Origin of the sequence: Mycobacterium sp. GA-1841 (assembly GCF_001954135.1) — a bacterium.
Classification (GTDB): domain Bacteria; phylum Actinomycetota; class Actinomycetes; order Mycobacteriales; family Mycobacteriaceae; genus Mycobacterium.
This window is the reverse complement of record NZ_MBEQ01000075.1, coordinates 1-17,550: the sequence shown is the minus strand read 5'-3', so window position 1 is coordinate 17,550 and position 17,550 is coordinate 1. Positions and strand designations below refer to the sequence as shown.

Here is a 17,550-nt window from a genome sequence, read left to right as displayed (position 1 = left end):
CCCAATTCACCCAAGGAGATGACGGTGACCCTCATGACTGACAAGCCGACCGGCGACGGGCAAGCTGAAACCGTGGATGACGCGATCGGTATCGAGGAAAACGGCGACGAAGTGACCGGGCCGCATTCCGGGGCGAAGGACGAGGCGGACAAGGCCGACGAGGCGAAGGACCAGGCTGACAAGGCTGACAAGGCCGACGTGGCCAAAGACGAGGCCGACGACGCAGAGGACACCGCCGAGCCCTCGGCCGCGGCCACGTCGCGGGGTTGGGGCCGTCGGGTACTCATCGGCGCGGGAGTCGTGGTGTTCGTCGCGGCATTGGCACTCTCGGGATTTTTGGGCTGGAAGCTGTGGCAGACCGAGAAGGTGGCCCAGGCCGGCCGACAGGCACAGGATGCCGCGGTGGCCTATGCCCAGGTCCTGACGAGCATCGACTCCAACAAGGTCGACGAGAACTTCAATCAGGTGCTGGCCGGCGCCACCGGCGAGTTCAAGGACATGTACTCGCAGTCGAGCATGCAGTTGCGTCAGTTGCTCATCGACAACAAGGCCACGGCGCACGGTGTGGTCGTCGAGTCGGCGGTGCAGTCGGCGAGCAAGGACAAGGTGGTGGTGTTGCTGTTCGTCGACCAGTCGGTGTCGAACACCCAGGTGCCCGATCCGCGAATCGACCGGAGTCGCATCAAGATGACGATGGAGAAGGTCGACGGACAATGGCGCACAAGCAAAGTGGAACTCGCCTGAGCCGGCCATGATGCGCATCGGCAAGCTGATCGCCGCCGCGGCCCTGGTGGCCGGCTCCCTGGTGGCCCTGACGACCGCTCCTACCGCCGGGGCGTCGGCGGTGTCGTTCTGTGACGAACTGGGCGGACAGTGGGATGGGCAGTTCTGCAGCACGTCGGTGGTTTCGGAGCGAAAAGGGGTCCGTGACATCAAGATGGCGCTGCCGGGGGATCTGGTGGAGAACCCCGTCATCCGCCAGTACCTGACCACCCTGATGAACAACTGGCGTACCGCCGGGATGAAGATGGCCGCCGACAGTTCCGGCGAGCAGCACTTCGAGATCTTCCACCACGGCGGCGCGATGACGGCGGTGTTCCACGAGATGTACTCCGGCACGGTCGGTACCGATGCCCTGGCCCACCCGAACGCCCCGATCTTCAGCGACGCCTACCGCACCTTCACGTTCGTCGACGGGCGGCAGGTGCAGCTGGCCGACCTGTTCAAACCGGGTGTCGACCATCGGGCCGAGATTCCCCGGCTCGGTGAGCCGTTCATCGTGGCCGCGCTCGATGCCGCACCGCCGCCGCACCAGCCCGGGACGTATCCGTTCACCCCGGACCGCTGGACCCCGGACCAGGTGTACTCCGGCGGCTACAAGGCCTGGGCGCTGACGCCGGACGAATTGATCCTCTACATGCCGGATTACCCGGTGGGTCATGACACCCCGATCGATTTCACCCCGGGCCGGATGCAGTGGGCGATGGACGGCGGCACCGTGCAGGCGCACATCCCGCTCTCGGCGCTCGCTCCGGTGCTGCAACCGCAGTACCTCTGACCTCTGCGCCCAACGTGAAGAAGATCGCGAGATTCCTCGAAAATCTCGCGATCTTCTTCACATTGGCCCCGCGGGGTGTCGTGCTTTCGATTCTTCGCGAGGCTAAAGGGTTACCTGGCCCGAGTTTGTTGCCACCATGAGCCGCGACAATCACCGCGACTCTTGGGGAGACAACGGCCATGCGCCTATTCAGTTCGGTACTCGCGATGCTTGGCGCACTCGTGATGGTGCTGACCGGGTGTGGCTCCTCCGGCGGGGCGGCGCGCACCGAAGACGGCAAAACGGTGCTGCGGTATCAGGGGTGGACCGGCGAGGTCGAGTTCCACGAACTCGCCGAGGAGCTCGGCTATTACGACAAGGTCAAGCTGGAGTGGGTGGGTAACACCACCAGCGGGCCGCAGGACATCCAGTCGGTGGCCACCGGTGACATCGATTTCGGTTCGGCGTTCAACGGTGCCGTGGTCAAACTCAATGCCGCCGGTGCGCCGATCACCTCGGTGCTCAGCTCCTACGGCGCCGACGAGGAGGAATACACCGGCTATTACGTGCTGGAGAACAGCCCGATTCGCTCGGCCCGCGACCTGATCGGCAAGAAGGTCGGGATGAACACCCTCGGCGCCCACCACGAGTTCCTCACCCGGGAATGGTTGGCCGAGCAGGGGTTGACCAACGACGAGATCAAGACGGTCACGCTCACGGTGGTGCCTCCCGTCAACACCGAGCAGGCCCTGCGCGACGGGCAGATCGATGTCGCGGCGCTCAACGAGATCTACCGGGAGTCGGCACTGCAACGTGGTGGGATCCGGCCGCTGTTCACCGACAAGTCGCTGTTCGGCGCGTTCAGTTACGGCACCTATGTGGTGCGCGACGATTTCCTGGCCAAGAACCGCGATGCGGTGGCCGATTTCGTCCAGGGCACGGCACGCGCGGTCCGCTGGGCGCAGGTGACGCCGCGGGATGAGGTGGTGGCCAAGTTCCGCGAGATCATCAACAAGCGGAACCGCAACGAGGACACGAAAGCCATCGAATACTGGCGCAGCTCAGGGATTCCGGTGCCCGGTGCGGTGATCGCCGACCGAGAACTGCAGACCTGGATCGACTGGCTGGTTCGCAACGGTGAGCTCGAGCCGGGCAAGTTGACCGCAAAAGACCTCTACACCAACGAATTCAATCCGTATGCCAACGGGACTTTTCCCAACGGTAGCGGCCCCGACGGTCAGGCATTGGCACACAAATGAGTGGACAGACGAAGAGCGATCTACCCAAATTGCAACTGCGCAACGTCACCACGCGCTTCGCGATCCGCGGCGAGAAAACCAGTTTCACCGCGATCCAGGACATCAGTATCGAGCTGGCGGCCGGGGAGTTCCTGGTTCTGGTCGGACCCAGCGGTTGCGGTAAGTCCACGCTGTTGGACCTGCTCGGCGGGCTCACCCAACCGACGTCGGGGGAGATCCTGCTGGACGGCAAGCCCGTCCGCGGACCCGGACTCGATCGGGGCATCGTGTTCCAGCAGTATGCCCTGCTGCCGTGGCGCACCGCCCGCAAGAATGTCGAATTCGGTCTGGAGGCAAAGGGTTTGCCGGCCGCCGAGCGTCGCCGGCGGGCTGACGAGTATCTCGAGCTGGTCGGGCTGAAAGGCTTCGCCGATCGTTATCCGCACGAGCTGTCGGGCGGGATGAAGCAGCGCGTCGCGATCGCCCGCAGTCTGGCGTTCGACCCCGAGGTGCTGCTGATGGACGAGCCGTTCGCCGCGCTGGACGCCCAGACCCGCGAATCGCTGCAGGACGAGCTGCTGCGGATCTGGCAGGCCACCGGCAAGACCATCCTGTTCATCACCCACGGCATCGACGAGGCGCTGTATCTCGGTCAGCGGGTGGCGGTATTGACGTCGCGGCCGGGGCGGATCAAGAAGATCGTCGACGTCGACATCGACCGCAGCACCGACGACATCCGGTCCAGCGCGGGATTCCGGGCGCAGCGCCACCACATCTGGTCGCTGCTGCACGACGAGGTACAACGCGCCCAGTCCGAGGAGGTTCAGCATGTCTAACGCGATTGCGGAGGCGCCCGTTGATACGGCGGCCCAGCCGTCTGTCGACAACGTGGCCGAGACGTCGGAGGTATCCGAGCCGGACCGCCGGCGCCGCCGCCTGCAAGCGTTCACGTGGCGTCTGCTGCGCCCGGTCGTGGTGATCGCCGCGTTCCTGGCGCTGTGGGAAATAGCTCCGCGGATCGGGCTGGTGGACAAGGTGTTTCTGCCACCGTTGTCCGAGGTTGTCGGCGCCTGGTTCACCCTGGCGGGCAACGGTCAACTGGCCGAGCATGTTTCGTCCAGCCTGTCACGCGCTCTGCTGGGCCTGGCGGTGGCGATCGCGGTCAGCATCCCGCTGGGTGTGGCGATCGCCTGGTACCGGCCGGTCGCGGAGTTTCTCAACCCGATCCTGGAACTGTTCCGCAACACCGCCGCGCTGGCCCTGCTGCCGGTGTTCATCCTGATCCTCGGTATCGGGGAGACCTCCAAGGTGGCGTTGGTGATCTATGCGGCGTCGTTCCCGATCCTGCTCAACACCATCTCCGGGGTGCGCACCGTGGATCCGCTGTTGATCAAATCGGCGCGTTCGCTCGGCCTTTCACCGGTCCGGTTGTTCCAGAAGGTGATCCTGCCCGCCGCGGTGCCGACGATCTTCACCGGCCTGCGGATGGCGGCCGCCTCCTCGATCCTGGTGCTGATCGCCGCCGAGATGGTCGGGGCCAAAGCCGGGCTCGGTTACCTGATCACCGCCGCGCAATTCAACTTTCAGATCCCGAACATGTACGCCGGCATCGTCACCATCGCCTTGGTAGGTGTCACCTTCAACGCCATCCTGGTGGCGATCGAGGGGCGCCTGTCCGGCTGGCGGGCCACGACCTAGAGGACGATCACATGACCCGACAACTTCATCTCAATGCCTTTCTCATGGGCGTCGGCCACCACGAAGCCGCATGGCGACACCCACGCACCGATGTGCGAAACCTGACCGACGTCAAGCACTTCCAGCAGCTGGCTCAGTTGGCCGAGCATGGCAAGCTCGACTCGGTGTTCTTCGCCGACGGGTTGGCGGTCGGGCCGCGGGTGAAGCACAACACGCAGGCCATCTTCGAACCCATCACCCTGTTGACCGCGATGGCCACCGTCACCGAGCACGTCGGCCTGATCGCCACCGCGACCACCGGCTACATCGAGCCCTACACCCTGGCCCGTAGTTTCGCCTCGCTGGATCACATCAGCGGCGGGCGGGCCGGGTGGAACATCGTCACCTCGGCCGGTGAGGACGAGGCGGCCAACTTCGGTGTGGAGGGCATCCCCGACCACGCCGGACGCTATCGGCGGGCTGCTGAATTCGTCGACGTGGCAACCGCATTGTGGGACAGCTGGGAGGACGACGCGCTCGTCCTCGACGAGTCCACCGGTATCTTCGCCGACACCGCGCAAGTCCACCCGATCGACCACGACGGCGAGCACTTCACGGTGCGCGGTCCGTTGAACTCGCCGCGCTCGGTGCAGGGCCGTCCGCTGCTGGTGCAGGCCGGCTCCTCGGAATCGGGCAAGGACTTCGCCGCGCGCTACGCCGAGGCCATCTTCACCGCCCAACGCTCGGTTGCCGACGGCAAGGCGTTCTACCGTGACGTCAAGGCTCGCGCGGTGAAGTTCGGCCGCAGCGCCGACGAGGTCAAGATCCTGCCCGGCATCGTGCCGTTCATCGGTCCCACCGAAGACGCCGCGCTGGAGTTGGAACAGCAGTTCACCGATCTGATTTCACCTGAGTACTCGTTGCGTCAGCTGTCGCAGATGCTCGGGGTGGACCTGACCGCGCATGCGCTGGACGCCCCGTTGCCCGCGCTGCCGCCCATCGAACAGATCCAGGGCAACAAGAGTCGCTACCAACTGGTCAAGGATCTGGCCGCGGGGGAGTCGCTGACCGTGCGGCAATTGATCGCCAAACTCGGTGGCGGCCGTGGGCACCGGACGTTCGCCGGCACCGCCGAGCAGGTGGCCGACGACCTCGAGCTGTGGTTCACCGAGGGCGCCGCCGACGGTTTCAACATCATGCCGCCGTATCTGCCCGGCGGCTTGGAGGACTTCGTCGAGCAGATCGTGCCGATCCTGCAGCGGCGCGGACTGTTCCGCACCGACTACACCGCGACGACGCTGCGCGGGCACTACGGCTTGACGCACCAGCCCAGCCGTTACACGGTGACGGCGGCCGAAACCAGCGCGTGAGCGAGGGCGTCCCGCTCCGCTCCCTCGTCACCACGGTCTTCCTGCCGTCCGCGATCTTCGGCATCGGTCAGGGCGCCGGCGCACCCGTGATCGCGCTGATTGCACGGGATCTGGGCGCCTCGGTGGCCGCGTCTGGTTTCATCGTCGCGCTCGTCGGGCTCGGCGCGGTGCTCGGTGATCTACCGGCCGGCCGCATGGTGGCCCGGTTCGGTGAGCGCCGGTCGATCATCGTCGGATCCTCGCTCGGCACCGCCGGTGTGCTGTTGTCCCTGATCGCCTGGACTCCGGTGGTCCTCGGCATCGGCACGCTGCTGACCGGGTTTGCCAGTGCGGTCTGGGGTTTGGCGCGGCAGAGCTATCTGGCCGAGGCCGTCGGCGTGGCCCGACGCGCCCGCGCGATGGCCACCTTCGCCCTGACGTGGCGGTTGGGCTACTTCATCGGACCACTCGTCGGAGCCGCGGTGATCCTGGCCGTCGGTACCCACGGCGGTTTCCTGGTGCAACTGGTCGGCATCGTGGTGTCGGGGTATCTGATGGCCCGGCTGGCCGACCCGCCGCGTCCCGAGGGAGCGGTGCCCGGCGGTGTACGGCTGGCCGAGATCGTGCGCACGCACCGCGGGCTGTTGAGCACCCTCGGGCTGGGCGCGCTGATGATGGGCGCAGCGCGGGCATCGCGGGACGCGGTGTTGCCGCTGTGGGCCGATCACATCGGGTTGACCGCGGCGGCGGCGTCGGTGGTGTTCGGGATCGGTGCGCTGGCCGATCTGTTGTGCTCGTATCCGGCCGGGATGGTGATGGATCGTTATGGGCGCCGTGCGATGGCGGTGCCGTCACTGCTCGTGATTGGGGCGTCGCTGTTCGCGTTGCCGTTCGCCGCCGGGGCGATCGGTATGACGGCGGTGGCGGTGTTGATGGGCGTGGGGAACGGACTCGGCAACGGCGTGATCATGACGCTGGGCGCCGATGTCGCGCCCGCCGCGACCCGGGCCGAGTTCTTGGCGGCCTGGCGGCTCATGCACGACAGCGGGATGTTTCTCGGCCCGTTGTCGGTCGGCGGGGTGGCAGTCGTTGCCCCACTGGGTGTCGCGGCCGCCGCTCTCGGTGCGGTGGCCTGCGCCGGGGCCGCCACCATGCACCGCTACATCCCCGTGTGGCGTCCAACGTGAAGAAGATCGCGAGATCCCTCGAGAATCTCGCGATCTTCTTCACGCTCGGCGTCAGCGGTAGTTGACGAACTGCAACGCCACGTCCAGGTCGGCGCCCTTCAGCAACGAGATGACGGCTTGCAGGTCGTCACGCTTCTTCGAGCTGACCCGGATCTCGTCGCCCTGGATCTGCGCCTTGACGCCCTTGGGGCCCTCGTCGCGGATGAGCTTGGTGATCTTCTTGGCCTGCTCGCTGGTGATGCCCTGCTTGATGTCGCCGGTCACCTTGTAGGTCTTCCCGCTGGCCTGCGGCTCACCCGCGTCGAACGCCTTCATCGAGATGTCGCGACGGACCAATTTCTCCTTGAACACGTCGACCGCGGCCTTGACCCGCTCCTCGGTACTGGAGGTGAGTTCGATCACCTCTTCGCCCTTCCAGGCGATGCTGGTGTCGGTGCCGCGGAAGTCGAACCGGGTGGACAGCTCCTTGGCGGCCTGGTTGAGCGCGTTGTCGACCTCCTGACGGTCGACCTTGCTGACGACGTCGAAGCTGGAATCCGCCATTGGATGCCTCTCCCTTCCCTCGGTGAGTCCTGCCGGTTTGTAACTTAGGTACATCCTCGTTGTACCCTGCTAGTCGCACCAAACCGGAGACGGGGCGGCGCGAACCAGGCAGATTGCCCGAGCGGCCAATGGGAGCGGACTGTAAATCCGTCGGCTTACGCCTACGCAGGTTCGAATCCTGCATCTGCCACAAGCCAGGCCCCCTCCTTGGAGGGGGCCTGTTTGTTTGTATCGCGGCGAGTGAGGGGTTGCGTCAGCCCTCCTCGGCGGGAGCGACGAACCCGTCCTTCCAGCCGGCCAACGCGGCGTTCACTCCGGCCTGCACGGCGGTGCCGTTGCCCCAGCCGGCGTAGTAGTGCAGTTGCAGCACGTTCTCGTCGAGCTCGCTTTCGGTGAGCTCACCGTTGATCAACGCCCCGCGCACCTGGACCTCGATCAGGTCGGCACGGCCCAGCATCGCGGTGGCGCCGAGCACCACCAGACGCCGGTCCCGCAGCGACAGCCCCGGCCGGTTCCAGACCTCGCCGAACAGGTGGTCGACGGTCATGGCCAGGGCCGGCTTGCGTTCGGCGGGCATCGCGTCGGCCAGTCCGGTGCCGTAGACCTCGTCCATGGTCCGCAGGCCGCGGGAGGTCCGGTCGGTCGCCGGCGGTGCGTCCGCGACGATTCCGAGCGTCTCGTCGCCGTGCGTGCGCGCAGCGTTGACCAACGGCACGGGCACACCGTTTCCGGTGGCCAATTCCTGTGCTGCACTGAGGTCTTTGTCCATCAGACGGAGCACCTGCGGACCGGCTTCGGCGGCCAGCTCGGGGTCGGCGACCTGGTTGCGCAGCCACAGCAGCGGCGTGGCGCCGGTCGGGTCGGCTTCGTCGATGACCTCGATCAGGGTGGCCGGATCCACACCGGCCGAGCGGGCCAGCGCGGCGGCCTCGTGCGCGGCGCGCCAGCTGCCGTAGGTCAGTACGTTGCGGGCGATCTTCGTCGACATCCCGGCGCCGAGCGGTCCGCAGTGCACGACCTTCTTGGCGAAGTCCGCCAGCACCGGCATGGCGCGTGCCACGGTGTCGTCGTCACCGCCGACCATGGCCACCATGCCGTTGTGTGCGGCCTGATCTCCCGGAGTCACACCGCAGTCCAGTAGTTCTACTCCGTAAGCGCGGCAATCCTGCGCCAAAGCCTGCACATCGGGCACCGAGACGGTGGACAGCAGCACCACGATCACACCCGGCCGGGAACCGGCCAGCACGCCGTCGTCGCCGTGCAGCACTTCCCGCACCTGGGTGGCGTCGACGACGGCGATCAGCACCACGTCACTGACCTCGGCCACCTCCGCCGGGGTGGGCACCGCCAAGGCCAGGCCTAGTTCTCCGGCCGCCTCCGTCCGCACGTCGTGCACGACCGGGATGCGGCCGCGGCTCTCGAGGCTCACCGCCACGCCGCCGCCGATCATGCCCAGCCCGACCACGCCTGCACGCGGCGCGATACCGCTGTCGGCGCCGGGCGCCAGTTCGGTGAGGCGCAAATCCAAGTCGTCCAGCTGGGCAGTCATCGAAATCTCCGTAACCTAAACAGTTTTCAGCTAACAAAAGCTTAGGTGATCTATCCATTATGTGTGGGTGGCTGACCTGGTGATTCTTGGCACAGCGCGGGGTGGACTGTGCGACAAGCCGCATGTGGAGCCGCAGCAGAGAATCAACTCGACAGCAGCGGGAGAATCGACGTCATGACCACGCATCGCGTCGTCGAGTCCAACTTGGTGAATTTCGCCAGCCACATCGACGACAACACCATCGAGCAGGCGAGGCAGACGGCCTCGATGCCGTTCGTGCACCCGCACGTCGCGCTGATGCCGGACGCGCACAGCGGCAAGGGGTCCGCCGTCGGCACCGTCATCCCGACCATCGACGCCGTGATCCCGGCCGCGGTCGGCGTCGACATCGGCTGCGGCATGATCGCCGCCCGCACGGAGTTCGGCGCCGCCGACATCGAGGGGCGTGACCTGGCTGCGTTGCGTACCGCGATCGAGACGGCGATCCCGCTGTCACCGGGCAACTACAACGACACGACTGCCCGGTTCCCGTTCACGGCGGGCCGCATCACCGACCTCGAACACCTGGCCAAGGACGGCGGGATCGACCTGTCGCATTCGCCCAAGTGGCGCGAGCAGCTCGGCTCCCTCGGCGGCGGCAACCACTTCATCGAACTGTGCCTGGACCAAGACGACCGGGTGTGGCTGTTCCTGCACTCCGGCTCCCGGGGTGTGGGGAACAAGATCGCCCAGAAGCACATCAAGATCGCACAGAAGCTGATGAAGCGGTGGTGGGTCGAACTGCCCAATCCGGACCTCGCCTACTTACCGCAGGGCACCCCGGAGTTCGCGAATTATCTGCGAGAACTCAACTGGGCCCAGCGGTTTGCCTTGGAGAACCGGGCCGAGATGATGGACCGCTACATGTGGGTGTTCGCGGCCTGGATGGGCTATGGGCAGCTGGACCAACCGCAGACGGCGGGTGACTTCGAGGTCGAGCGGGTCAACACCCATCACAACTACACCCGCAAGGAACACCACGGTGGTCGTGAGGTGTGGCTGACCCGTAAGGGCGCCATCGACGCGCACACCGGGGTGGTGGGATTGATTCCGGGCAGCATGGGAACCCGCTCATATGTGGTGCGCGGCAAGGGAAATCCGGCCGCTCTGTGCTCGGCGCCGCACGGTGCCGGGCGCCGGTTCTCGCGTAACGAGGCCCGCCGGCGGTTCACCGCCGACGACCTCGCGCGGCGCATGCAGGGCATCGAATACCGCCACGGCGAGCAATGGGTCGACGAGATCCCGGACGCCTACAAGGACATCGACGTCGTCATGGCCGACGCCGCCGGACTCGTGGAGATCGTGCATGAGCTGCGTCAGGTGCTCAACGTGAAGGGCACGTAGGTCCTGGGCTGCATTGGCTGCAGACTCAGGGCTTACGCCCGGCGACCAGATAGACCACGGGAACCACGCCCGAGGAGCTCAGCACGCCGAGCGCGGTGCCCCACAACCATTTCGGTCCGTTGATCCGGCTCGCATCGCGGCCGGCGAGGTCACGCAGCGCCCAGGCCCGCAGTCCGGCGTCCACCGCGGCCACCGCGATCACGGTCGTCTTGGCTCTAGGGGACAGGTCGCTCCAACGCTTCTTGGCCACTGTGGCGTTCCTTTCGGGTGAACGGACGTCAGCCTCCAAGGTATCCGCTGTCGGCGGCCCGACAACGAGCCACCGTTTGCGCGTCGGCGCCGCGCCGGGCACTATCCGAATATGGCGGAAACCACCGCCCCGGCAGAGGATGCATTGGTCGGCGCGCTTGCGCATTCCCGCAGCGCCGCCGAAGTGCTTGAGGTTCTGGGCAGTTCGAGTGACGGGCTGGATGGTGACAGTGCGCGGGAGCGGCTGGCCACTTACGGTCCGAACAAACTTCCCGAAAAGCGTGCCCGGCCTGCGATTCTCCGATTCTTCGGGCACTTCAACAATGTCCTGATCTACATCCTGATCGCCGCAGGTGTGCTCAAGGCCATCCTCAACGAATGGGTCGATTGCGCCGTCATCGTTTCCGTCGCGGTGGTCAACGCTGTGGTCGGCTTCATCCAGGAAGGGCGCGCCCAACGGGCCCTCGACAGCATCCGCGGCATGTTGTCGGTTACCGCGCAGGTGCGCCGTGACGGCCGCTGGCAGAAAGTCGATGCGCAGACCCTGGTGCCGGGCGACGTCGTGCGTATCGGCTCAGGAGACCGGATCCCGGCCGACATGCGTCTGCTGACGGTCGCGAACCTGCGGGTGGAGGAGTCGGCGCTGACCGGTGAGTCGCTACCGGCCAAGAAGGATGTGGCACAGGTGGGCGCGGACGCCGGTCTGGGCGATCGGATGTCGATGGTCTATTCGGGCACCATCGTGGCCGCGGGCTCGGCCACCGCCGTGGTGACCGCCACCGGAACGGACACGGAGATCGGCCGGATTCAAACGCTCATCGCCGACGTAGAAACCATCGATACCCCGCTGACCCGCAAGCTGGCCCGGTTCGGCCGGCAATTGTCAGTGGGCATCCTCGGTGCGGCCGCGGTGATGCTCGTGGTCGGCAAACTGGTGCACCAATTCACAGTGAGTGAACTGATCACGGCGGCAATAGGTTTCGCCGTGGCCGCGATCCCGGAGGGGTTACCCGCCGTCGTCACCATCACCCTCGCGCTCGGGGTGCAGCAGATGGCCCGCCGGCGCGCGATCACCCGCAAGCTCCCCGCGGTCGAGGCGCTCGGCGCGGTCAACGTCATTTGCTCGGACAAGACGGGCACGCTCACGCAGAACGAGATGACCGCCCGCACCGTCGTCACCGCGGGACACCGGTTCGACGTCACCGGAACCGGATATCGGCCCGAAGGCGGTATCGAACTCGACGGCACCCCGGTCACGCCGGCCGACTATCCCGACCTGGCGGCCCTGTTGACGACAATGGCCGTCTGCAACGACGCACGCCTGGACGAGGCCGACGGTCAATGGCGTGTGGTGGGCGAACCGACCGAGGGGGCGCTGCGCACGTTGACCCTGAAGGCACAGATCGACGATGCGGACTGGCCGCGTCTTGGGGTGGTGCCGTTCGAGTCGGCCAACAAGTTCATGGTGACCCTCAACGACACCCCCCGCGGGCAGCGCTACCTCCACGTCAAGGGGGCGCCGGACAGGTTGCTCGACCGGTCTGCCACCCAGGCCGGCAGCTCATCCGCTGAGCCTCTCGATCGCGCCCGTTGGGAGGCGCGGATCGACGAGCTCAGTGGACAGGGCCTGCGGGTGCTCGCCGCTGCCCGGCTGCCGGCTGCCGGCTCGGACGCCGTGGACATCGGCGACATCGACGACGGACTGGAATTTCTCGGCGTTGTCGGCATCGTCGATCCGCCCCGGCCCGAGGCTGTCGCGGCCATCGAGAGCTGTCATGCCGCCGGCATCCAGGTCACCATGATCACGGGTGACCATGCCGGAACCGCGCGGGCCATCGCGTGCGAGATGGGCATCATCAAAGCCGGAGAAGCACCGCGAGTCGTCACCGGAGCCGAGCTGGAGGGGATGAGCCAGACCCGGTTGCGGCAGGTGGCCGACGAAGTCGACGTCTACGCCCGCACCAGCCCGGAACACAAGCTGCGCATCGTCAGTGCCCTGCAAGCCCAGGGCAAAGTGGTCGCGATGACCGGTGACGGTGTCAACGACGCACCGGCGTTGACCCGCGCCGATATCGGCGTCGCGATGGGGATCAAAGGCACCGAGGCCACCAAGGAGGCGGCCGGGATCGTCCTGGCCGACGACAACTTCGCGACCATCGAGCGGGCGGTCGAAGAGGGCCGGCGGATCTACGACAACATCAGGAAATCCGTGCTGTTCATGCTGCCCACCAACGGCGCGCAATCGCTGATCATCCTCGTCGCGATCCTGGCCGGGTTCGCGCTGCCGTTGCAGCCGGTGCAAATCCTGTGGGTCAACATGGTCACGTCCGTCACGCTGTCGCTGGCGCTGGTGTTCGAGAAGGCCGAGGACGGGCTGATGCAGCGGCCGCCCCGCACCCCGAAGCAGGCGCTGGTGAATCGAGCCGACGTCGCGATGATCTCTCTGGTGTCAGTCCTGGTCGCCGGCGCCACCCTGGCTGAGTTCTTCGTGGCCCGGGCCGGCGGCTATCCGCTGGCGGTGGCCCAGACCGCCGCGGTGAACATGTTGGCGCTGGGCCAGCTGGCCTACCTACTGAACTGCCGGTTCGTCGCCGCCTCGAGCCTGCGACCGAAGGTGTTCCGGGGAAATCCATGGGTGTGGTGGATGGCCGGCGCCATGATCGCCCTGCAGTTGGTCTTCACCTACGCACCATTCATGCACACGTGGTTCCACTCCGCCCCCATTACCTTCCGAGGGTGGTCGGTCGCCATCGCGTTGTCGATCGCGATCTTTCTGACCGTCGAGACGGCGAAGTGGGTGGGACGCAGATTCATGCCCGAGTTGGTGAGGTGAGGCGGCCGACGTTGCCCCGTCCCACCCACGACTGCTGAGAAGCTGCAGCGCAAACGGTTACGGGCTGGCAGGCATCGTCGTCACCGGCGAACCGCCGGAGCGGCTACCACCGCTGCCGGAGCCGCTGCCGCGCTCCGAGCCGCCGAACAGGCCACCGCTGGATGACCCGCCACTCGACGAACCGCCCGACGAACCACCCGACGCGGAACCGCTGCCCGATGACCCACTACCCGACGAGCCGCCGGACGGGTACTGCGGATACAGCGTCTCGGCCGGGGCCTGCGTGGCCGGGGCCTCCGGTTGTTCGACCGGTGCTGTGTACGTCGGCACGGTGTGCGTCGGAACCTCGATGGGTGGTTCCGTGGTCCGCACCGGCGGGACGGACGTAGTCGGCGGTGCGGTGGTCGTCGGCGGCGCCGTGGTGGTGGGCGGCGCTGTCGTGGTCGGCGGTGCAGTGGTCGTCGTCGGCGGCGCGGTAGTCGTGGTGGGCGGCGCTGTGGTGGTGGTCGGCGGGTTCGTCGTGGACGTGGGTGGGGTGGTCGGCGACCACGTCGGCAACGTGGGCCAGACGACCGGCGGCAGCGGGACCGGCACGGGTAGGGGCACGGGGATCGGAACCGGAACCGGCCCGGGCGAAATCTGGACAGGCGGGGGAGCCGGCACCGCAGGCGCCGCCGGCGGTGCGACCGCCGGGGCCTGGTTGGCGGGCGGGCTTACCGGGGCCTGGCGCACCTGGGGTGCCGCCGGCGCTGCGGGAGGCGGCGTCAGCACCGCGACGGGCAGGGCCACTGGGTCCGGCTCATGAGGAACCGGGGGCAGGTAGCGGCCGGGCACGGTGTCGGACTGCTCGGTGGGGGCGGGTTGTGCCCGCACATCGGCCGCGGGACGGACGTTGATTGCGACGGTGACGGCCAAGGTGGCGAAGGCGACCACGACGAACGCCAAGGCGCTGCCCATCAGCAGCATCCGCGGCGGTGGTGGTGCGATGACCGTCGTGTAGTCGGGATCCTGATCCTGTTCGGGCACGAACTCACCGACCGCGTCCATCGGCATCTCGTCGGCCCACGGCTCGGCGTCGGTTTCTTGTGAGTAGGCCAGATCCGGTCCCACCGCGGCAGAGTCCGCAGCGGGAACGGGTGCCATCTGCGTGGCCTCGGCGGCCGGGGCCATCTGGGTGGCCTCCACCGACGGCGCCATCTGCGTGGCCTCCAAGACCGCGGGCGCCATCTGTGTCGCCGCACCGGCCGGCGCGATGTCGCCGACCAGCTGGGCCGCGCCACGGGCGATCGCATATCCCGCATCCGGCGGCACCTCGACCGGAGCCGTCGAGCGAAGCTCTGCGGCAACCGAATCCAGGTCGAGTCGCTGGCCGACCAGAACCACCCGACCGGGGACTTCATCGGCGGGCACCCGCCGCAGCACCGCGGCGCAGGCGGCCGCGATCCCGGCGGAGCCGATCGGCGCGGTGGCCAACGTCGAAGTCGATGCGGGTGCGTCGGTTTCCTGGCCGACCGTCGTCAGCGACACGGTGTCGTCATCGGCCAGCAACAGGGCGGCGTCCGCGCCGACACTGCGAGCCAGGGCCGCGGCGGCCTCGGCTTCGGTGACCACCTCGACGTTCGGCACGCCGCCGTCGAGCACGGTCTGCCGCAGGGTGTCGGCTGCCGAGGGGTCGGGCACGCACAGTCGCGTCGCGGCCACCTGGTTGCCGGATTCGGCCACCGCGCGGTGGGTGCCGATGATGGTCTCGGCCAGCTCCGACATCTCGGCAATCAGATCGTCGGGCAGGTCGAGCGCGTACTGATCAAGAACCTGACCGCCACTCGCAGGCGAGCCGATCATCGCCAAGCGCGCCACACGCCCGGTGACCGCCACCCCGAGGACTACGTCCACGGCTCCACTCCTTGCTTCATGGTTGTCCGCTTCATGGTTGACCTGCGCGCCCCGACGGACTTTCCAAGCTACCGCACAGTCGTGGCGGGCCTTGGGGACCGAACTGCCTCGGCTGCCAGCGCTGCTTGTGCGTCGGAGCAAAAGTGAGCACGCTGGTTGGAGCCCCTGCGGTGTCACTCCTAGAGAGGAATCGGTACGTGAGCGACGAGCGTTACGACGCGTCCGCCACCGTCGCGGTGGAGACGATGGCCGCGCCGGTCGTGGCGCGTTCCCCGCGGGTCGGCTATGTGCCCATCCGGGCCAACCGGATGCGCGATGGCTTGGCGGTGTTACTGCTGGTGGTGGCGCTGCTGCTGCCGTGGAACCTGGAATTCGGGCTCGGTGTGGCCGGCAGCACCGGGTCGACCTTCGCCTTACTGGCCGTCGTCACACTGCTGGCGATCGTGGCCGCCCTGGCCCCACATGTCGGGCCGTTCCGGCTGGGGGAGCAGCGATCCGACGTCCGGCGCACCAGTCGGATTCGCCTGGCGCTCAGCGCTGCCTACCTCGTCGTGGTCGCGGTCTTCGTGGGTTACCACGTCGTGCAGACGGTGCGCGGCGGCGGCACCGGGGCGGTACCGCCGGGAGTCGGGCCGGGCATGTTGCTCGGCGTGGCGGGTGCACTGCTGGCAGGGCAGCCGCCCATCACGTCGATCACGGTCGAGGACAACAGGTTCCGGCGCTGGTACACGGTCGCGCGGGTGATCGGTTTCCTGTCGATCGCGCTGGCGACACTGTCCGTCGCCTTCAACTTCTACTGGCGGTTGCGGTACCTGTTCGTCACCCAGGGCGACTTCGGGGGTCACGACATCGCGGTCGTCGTGACCACGCTGCTCTACGGCGCCGAGGCGATGATCGCCCTGGTGCTCGCGTCGCGCTGGTTGACCGAGCGGACCGGGGCGGCGCGGTTGGCGACGACGGCCATCGGCGTCTCGGGCGCGATCGCGTCGACTCTGGTGTGGCTGGCCGGCATCGGTCGTGACATCGACGCCTTCCATGGCATCGCACAGAACACCTCGACCGCGGCCGTGGGTTACGAGGGCTATCTGGCCTGGGCTGCCGCGGCGGCCATCGTGGCACCGACGACGTTGTACGCGGTGTTCCTGATCAAGCCGCCGACCATCGGCGCCTACCGCGGCGCGGCGCAGAAATGCTTGACGCTCATTGCCTTCTGGGCGTTCGCCGCGGCGACGCTGCGGGTCGTCGACTTCCTGATCGCGTGGTCGCTCGACCTTCCCCGCGCCCTCTACGACACCGTGGCGATGACGGTGTTCAACCTCGTCACCGGGTTGGTCGCGCGGTGGCTGCATCGACAGCTCGGTAACGGGGTGACCTCGACGACGGTGGCGGCCGCGTTCAGCGCGGTGTTGTTCGTCTTCACCGTCGCCAACATCGCGATCGGCGTGGCTCTGGCGCCGCGGTATGCCGGGCCGGCACCGGACGCCATCTACGGCAACAACTTGGCCCAGCAGATCACCAGTACGTTCGATGTCGCGGTCTGTGTGCTGAGTCTGCTGGTCCTGGCGGTCATGGTGTTCACCGGACCGTTGATCGGCTATCTGGCGCGCCGCGAAAGCCGTTCCGCCCAGCCGGTCACCCCATCCACGCCGTCGCAGCCTCCCGTCGAACCGTCCGCCCCGCCGACCATCGTGCGGCAGCCCCGCGCCGCATCGGTGCCGAGAATCGTCCGGCTCAAAGAGGATTCGACGACCGTGCTGACCGCGCCACCGACGACCGATCTTCAGGTGCCGACGACAGCGCTGCGGATCCAACGCCGTCCGCAGCACCCCCCGACGCCGAGATAGCCAGATAAAAGCGCCCGACAGTGCCGGCGCCTGGGCCGAAAAGAATTGACGTCGGGTCTTGAATTTTCGCTGAAGCGCTTTTGCCATCTGTTTAACGCTTCGTTTCGAGAAAACACAATTGCGAGACACTCTGGTCACACCAATCACAGCTCTCGGCCGGGGATCCGACGTGCCCGCCTAATAGCGACTTTTCAGCGACTATCGCCACATGGGCACCACAGGCACCAATCATCACGCCGGCATTGATTACTTGCGCCACTTGAGCGCT

General features: G+C 67.1%; 14 protein-coding genes and 1 tRNA gene. 11 read left to right on the top strand and 4 right to left on the bottom strand.

The annotated features are described in order from the left end of the window. Window positions 1-33 precede the first annotated feature (33 nt). From A5740_RS18685 to A5740_RS18655, 7 genes are all read left to right on the top strand, one after another. On the top strand, window positions 34-744 hold the full coding sequence (locus A5740_RS18685) for a DUF3329 domain-containing protein (protein WP_254849248.1): 711 nt from the start codon (window positions 34-36) through the stop codon (window positions 742-744). 7 nt (window positions 745-751) lie between these two features. Beyond that, entirely contained in the window at window positions 752-1,558 is an 807-nt protein-coding gene (locus A5740_RS18680; protein ID WP_139335215.1) for a mannan-binding family protein, read from the top strand. 206 nt (window positions 1,559-1,764) lie between these two features. Next, window positions 1,765-2,796: an ABC transporter substrate-binding protein gene (locus A5740_RS18675; protein WP_254849247.1), complete on the top strand. Its 1,032-nt coding sequence runs from the start codon at window positions 1,765-1,767 to the stop codon at window positions 2,794-2,796. After that, window positions 2,793-3,611, top strand: a complete 819-nt coding sequence (locus tag A5740_RS18670) for an ABC transporter ATP-binding protein (RefSeq protein WP_076196422.1) — start codon at window positions 2,793-2,795, stop codon at window positions 3,609-3,611. The genes A5740_RS18675 and A5740_RS18670 overlap by 4 nt, the downstream gene beginning before the upstream one ends. Then, window positions 3,604-4,473 (top strand): ABC transporter permease, encoded by an 870-nt coding sequence (locus A5740_RS18665; RefSeq protein WP_076196420.1) that lies wholly within the window; start codon window positions 3,604-3,606, stop codon window positions 4,471-4,473. Before A5740_RS18670 ends, A5740_RS18665 begins: the two co-directional genes overlap by 8 nt. A gap of 11 nt (window positions 4,474-4,484) precedes the next feature. Then, entirely contained in the window at window positions 4,485-5,822 is a 1,338-nt protein-coding gene (locus tag A5740_RS18660; protein ID WP_076196418.1) for an LLM class flavin-dependent oxidoreductase, read from the top strand. After that, window positions 5,819-6,988, top strand: coding sequence for an MFS transporter (locus tag A5740_RS18655; RefSeq protein WP_076196416.1), 1,170 nt, complete (start codon window positions 5,819-5,821; stop codon window positions 6,986-6,988). Before A5740_RS18660 ends, A5740_RS18655 begins: the two co-directional genes overlap by 4 nt. A gap of 51 nt (window positions 6,989-7,039) precedes the next feature. Here A5740_RS18655 and A5740_RS18650 read toward each other — a convergent pair whose 3' ends face one another. Next, entirely contained in the window at window positions 7,040-7,531 is a 492-nt protein-coding gene (locus A5740_RS18650; protein ID WP_076196414.1) for a YajQ family cyclic di-GMP-binding protein, read from the bottom strand. 107 nt (window positions 7,532-7,638) lie between these two features. Between A5740_RS18650 and A5740_RS18645 the strand changes: the two genes are divergently transcribed. Beyond that, a tRNA-Tyr gene (locus A5740_RS18645) sits at window positions 7,639-7,721 on the top strand. A gap of 63 nt (window positions 7,722-7,784) precedes the next feature. Here the strand turns inward: A5740_RS18645 and A5740_RS18640 are convergent. Then, entirely contained in the window at window positions 7,785-9,080 is a 1,296-nt protein-coding gene (locus A5740_RS18640; RefSeq protein WP_076196412.1) for an NAD(P)-binding domain-containing protein, read from the bottom strand. A 174-nt stretch (window positions 9,081-9,254) separates the two neighbouring features. Between A5740_RS18640 and A5740_RS18635 the strand changes: the two genes are divergently transcribed. After that, window positions 9,255-10,463 (top strand): RtcB family protein, encoded by a 1,209-nt coding sequence (locus tag A5740_RS18635; protein WP_076196410.1) that lies wholly within the window; start codon window positions 9,255-9,257, stop codon window positions 10,461-10,463. A gap of 25 nt (window positions 10,464-10,488) precedes the next feature. On the opposite strand, the gene A5740_RS18630 is transcribed toward A5740_RS18635, so the two are convergent. Beyond that, window positions 10,489-10,713, bottom strand: a complete 225-nt coding sequence (locus tag A5740_RS18630) for a hypothetical protein (protein ID WP_076196408.1) — start codon at window positions 10,711-10,713, stop codon at window positions 10,489-10,491. 111 nt (window positions 10,714-10,824) lie between these two features. On the opposite strand from A5740_RS18630, the gene A5740_RS18625 reads away from it, so the two are divergent. Then, entirely contained in the window at window positions 10,825-13,545 is a 2,721-nt protein-coding gene (locus A5740_RS18625; protein WP_076196406.1) for an HAD-IC family P-type ATPase, read from the top strand. Between the two features lie 57 nt (window positions 13,546-13,602). Here A5740_RS18625 and A5740_RS18620 read toward each other — a convergent pair whose 3' ends face one another. After that, on the bottom strand, window positions 13,603-15,438 hold the full coding sequence (locus A5740_RS18620; protein ID WP_254849246.1) for a hypothetical protein: 1,836 nt from the start codon (window positions 15,436-15,438) through the stop codon (window positions 13,603-13,605). Between the two features lie 197 nt (window positions 15,439-15,635). Here A5740_RS18620 and A5740_RS18615 point away from each other — a divergent pair, with 197 nt between their 5' ends. Next, window positions 15,636-17,282: a hypothetical protein gene (locus A5740_RS18615; protein ID WP_076196402.1), complete on the top strand. Its 1,647-nt coding sequence runs from the start codon at window positions 15,636-15,638 to the stop codon at window positions 17,280-17,282. Window positions 17,283-17,550: the final 268 nt, after the last annotated feature.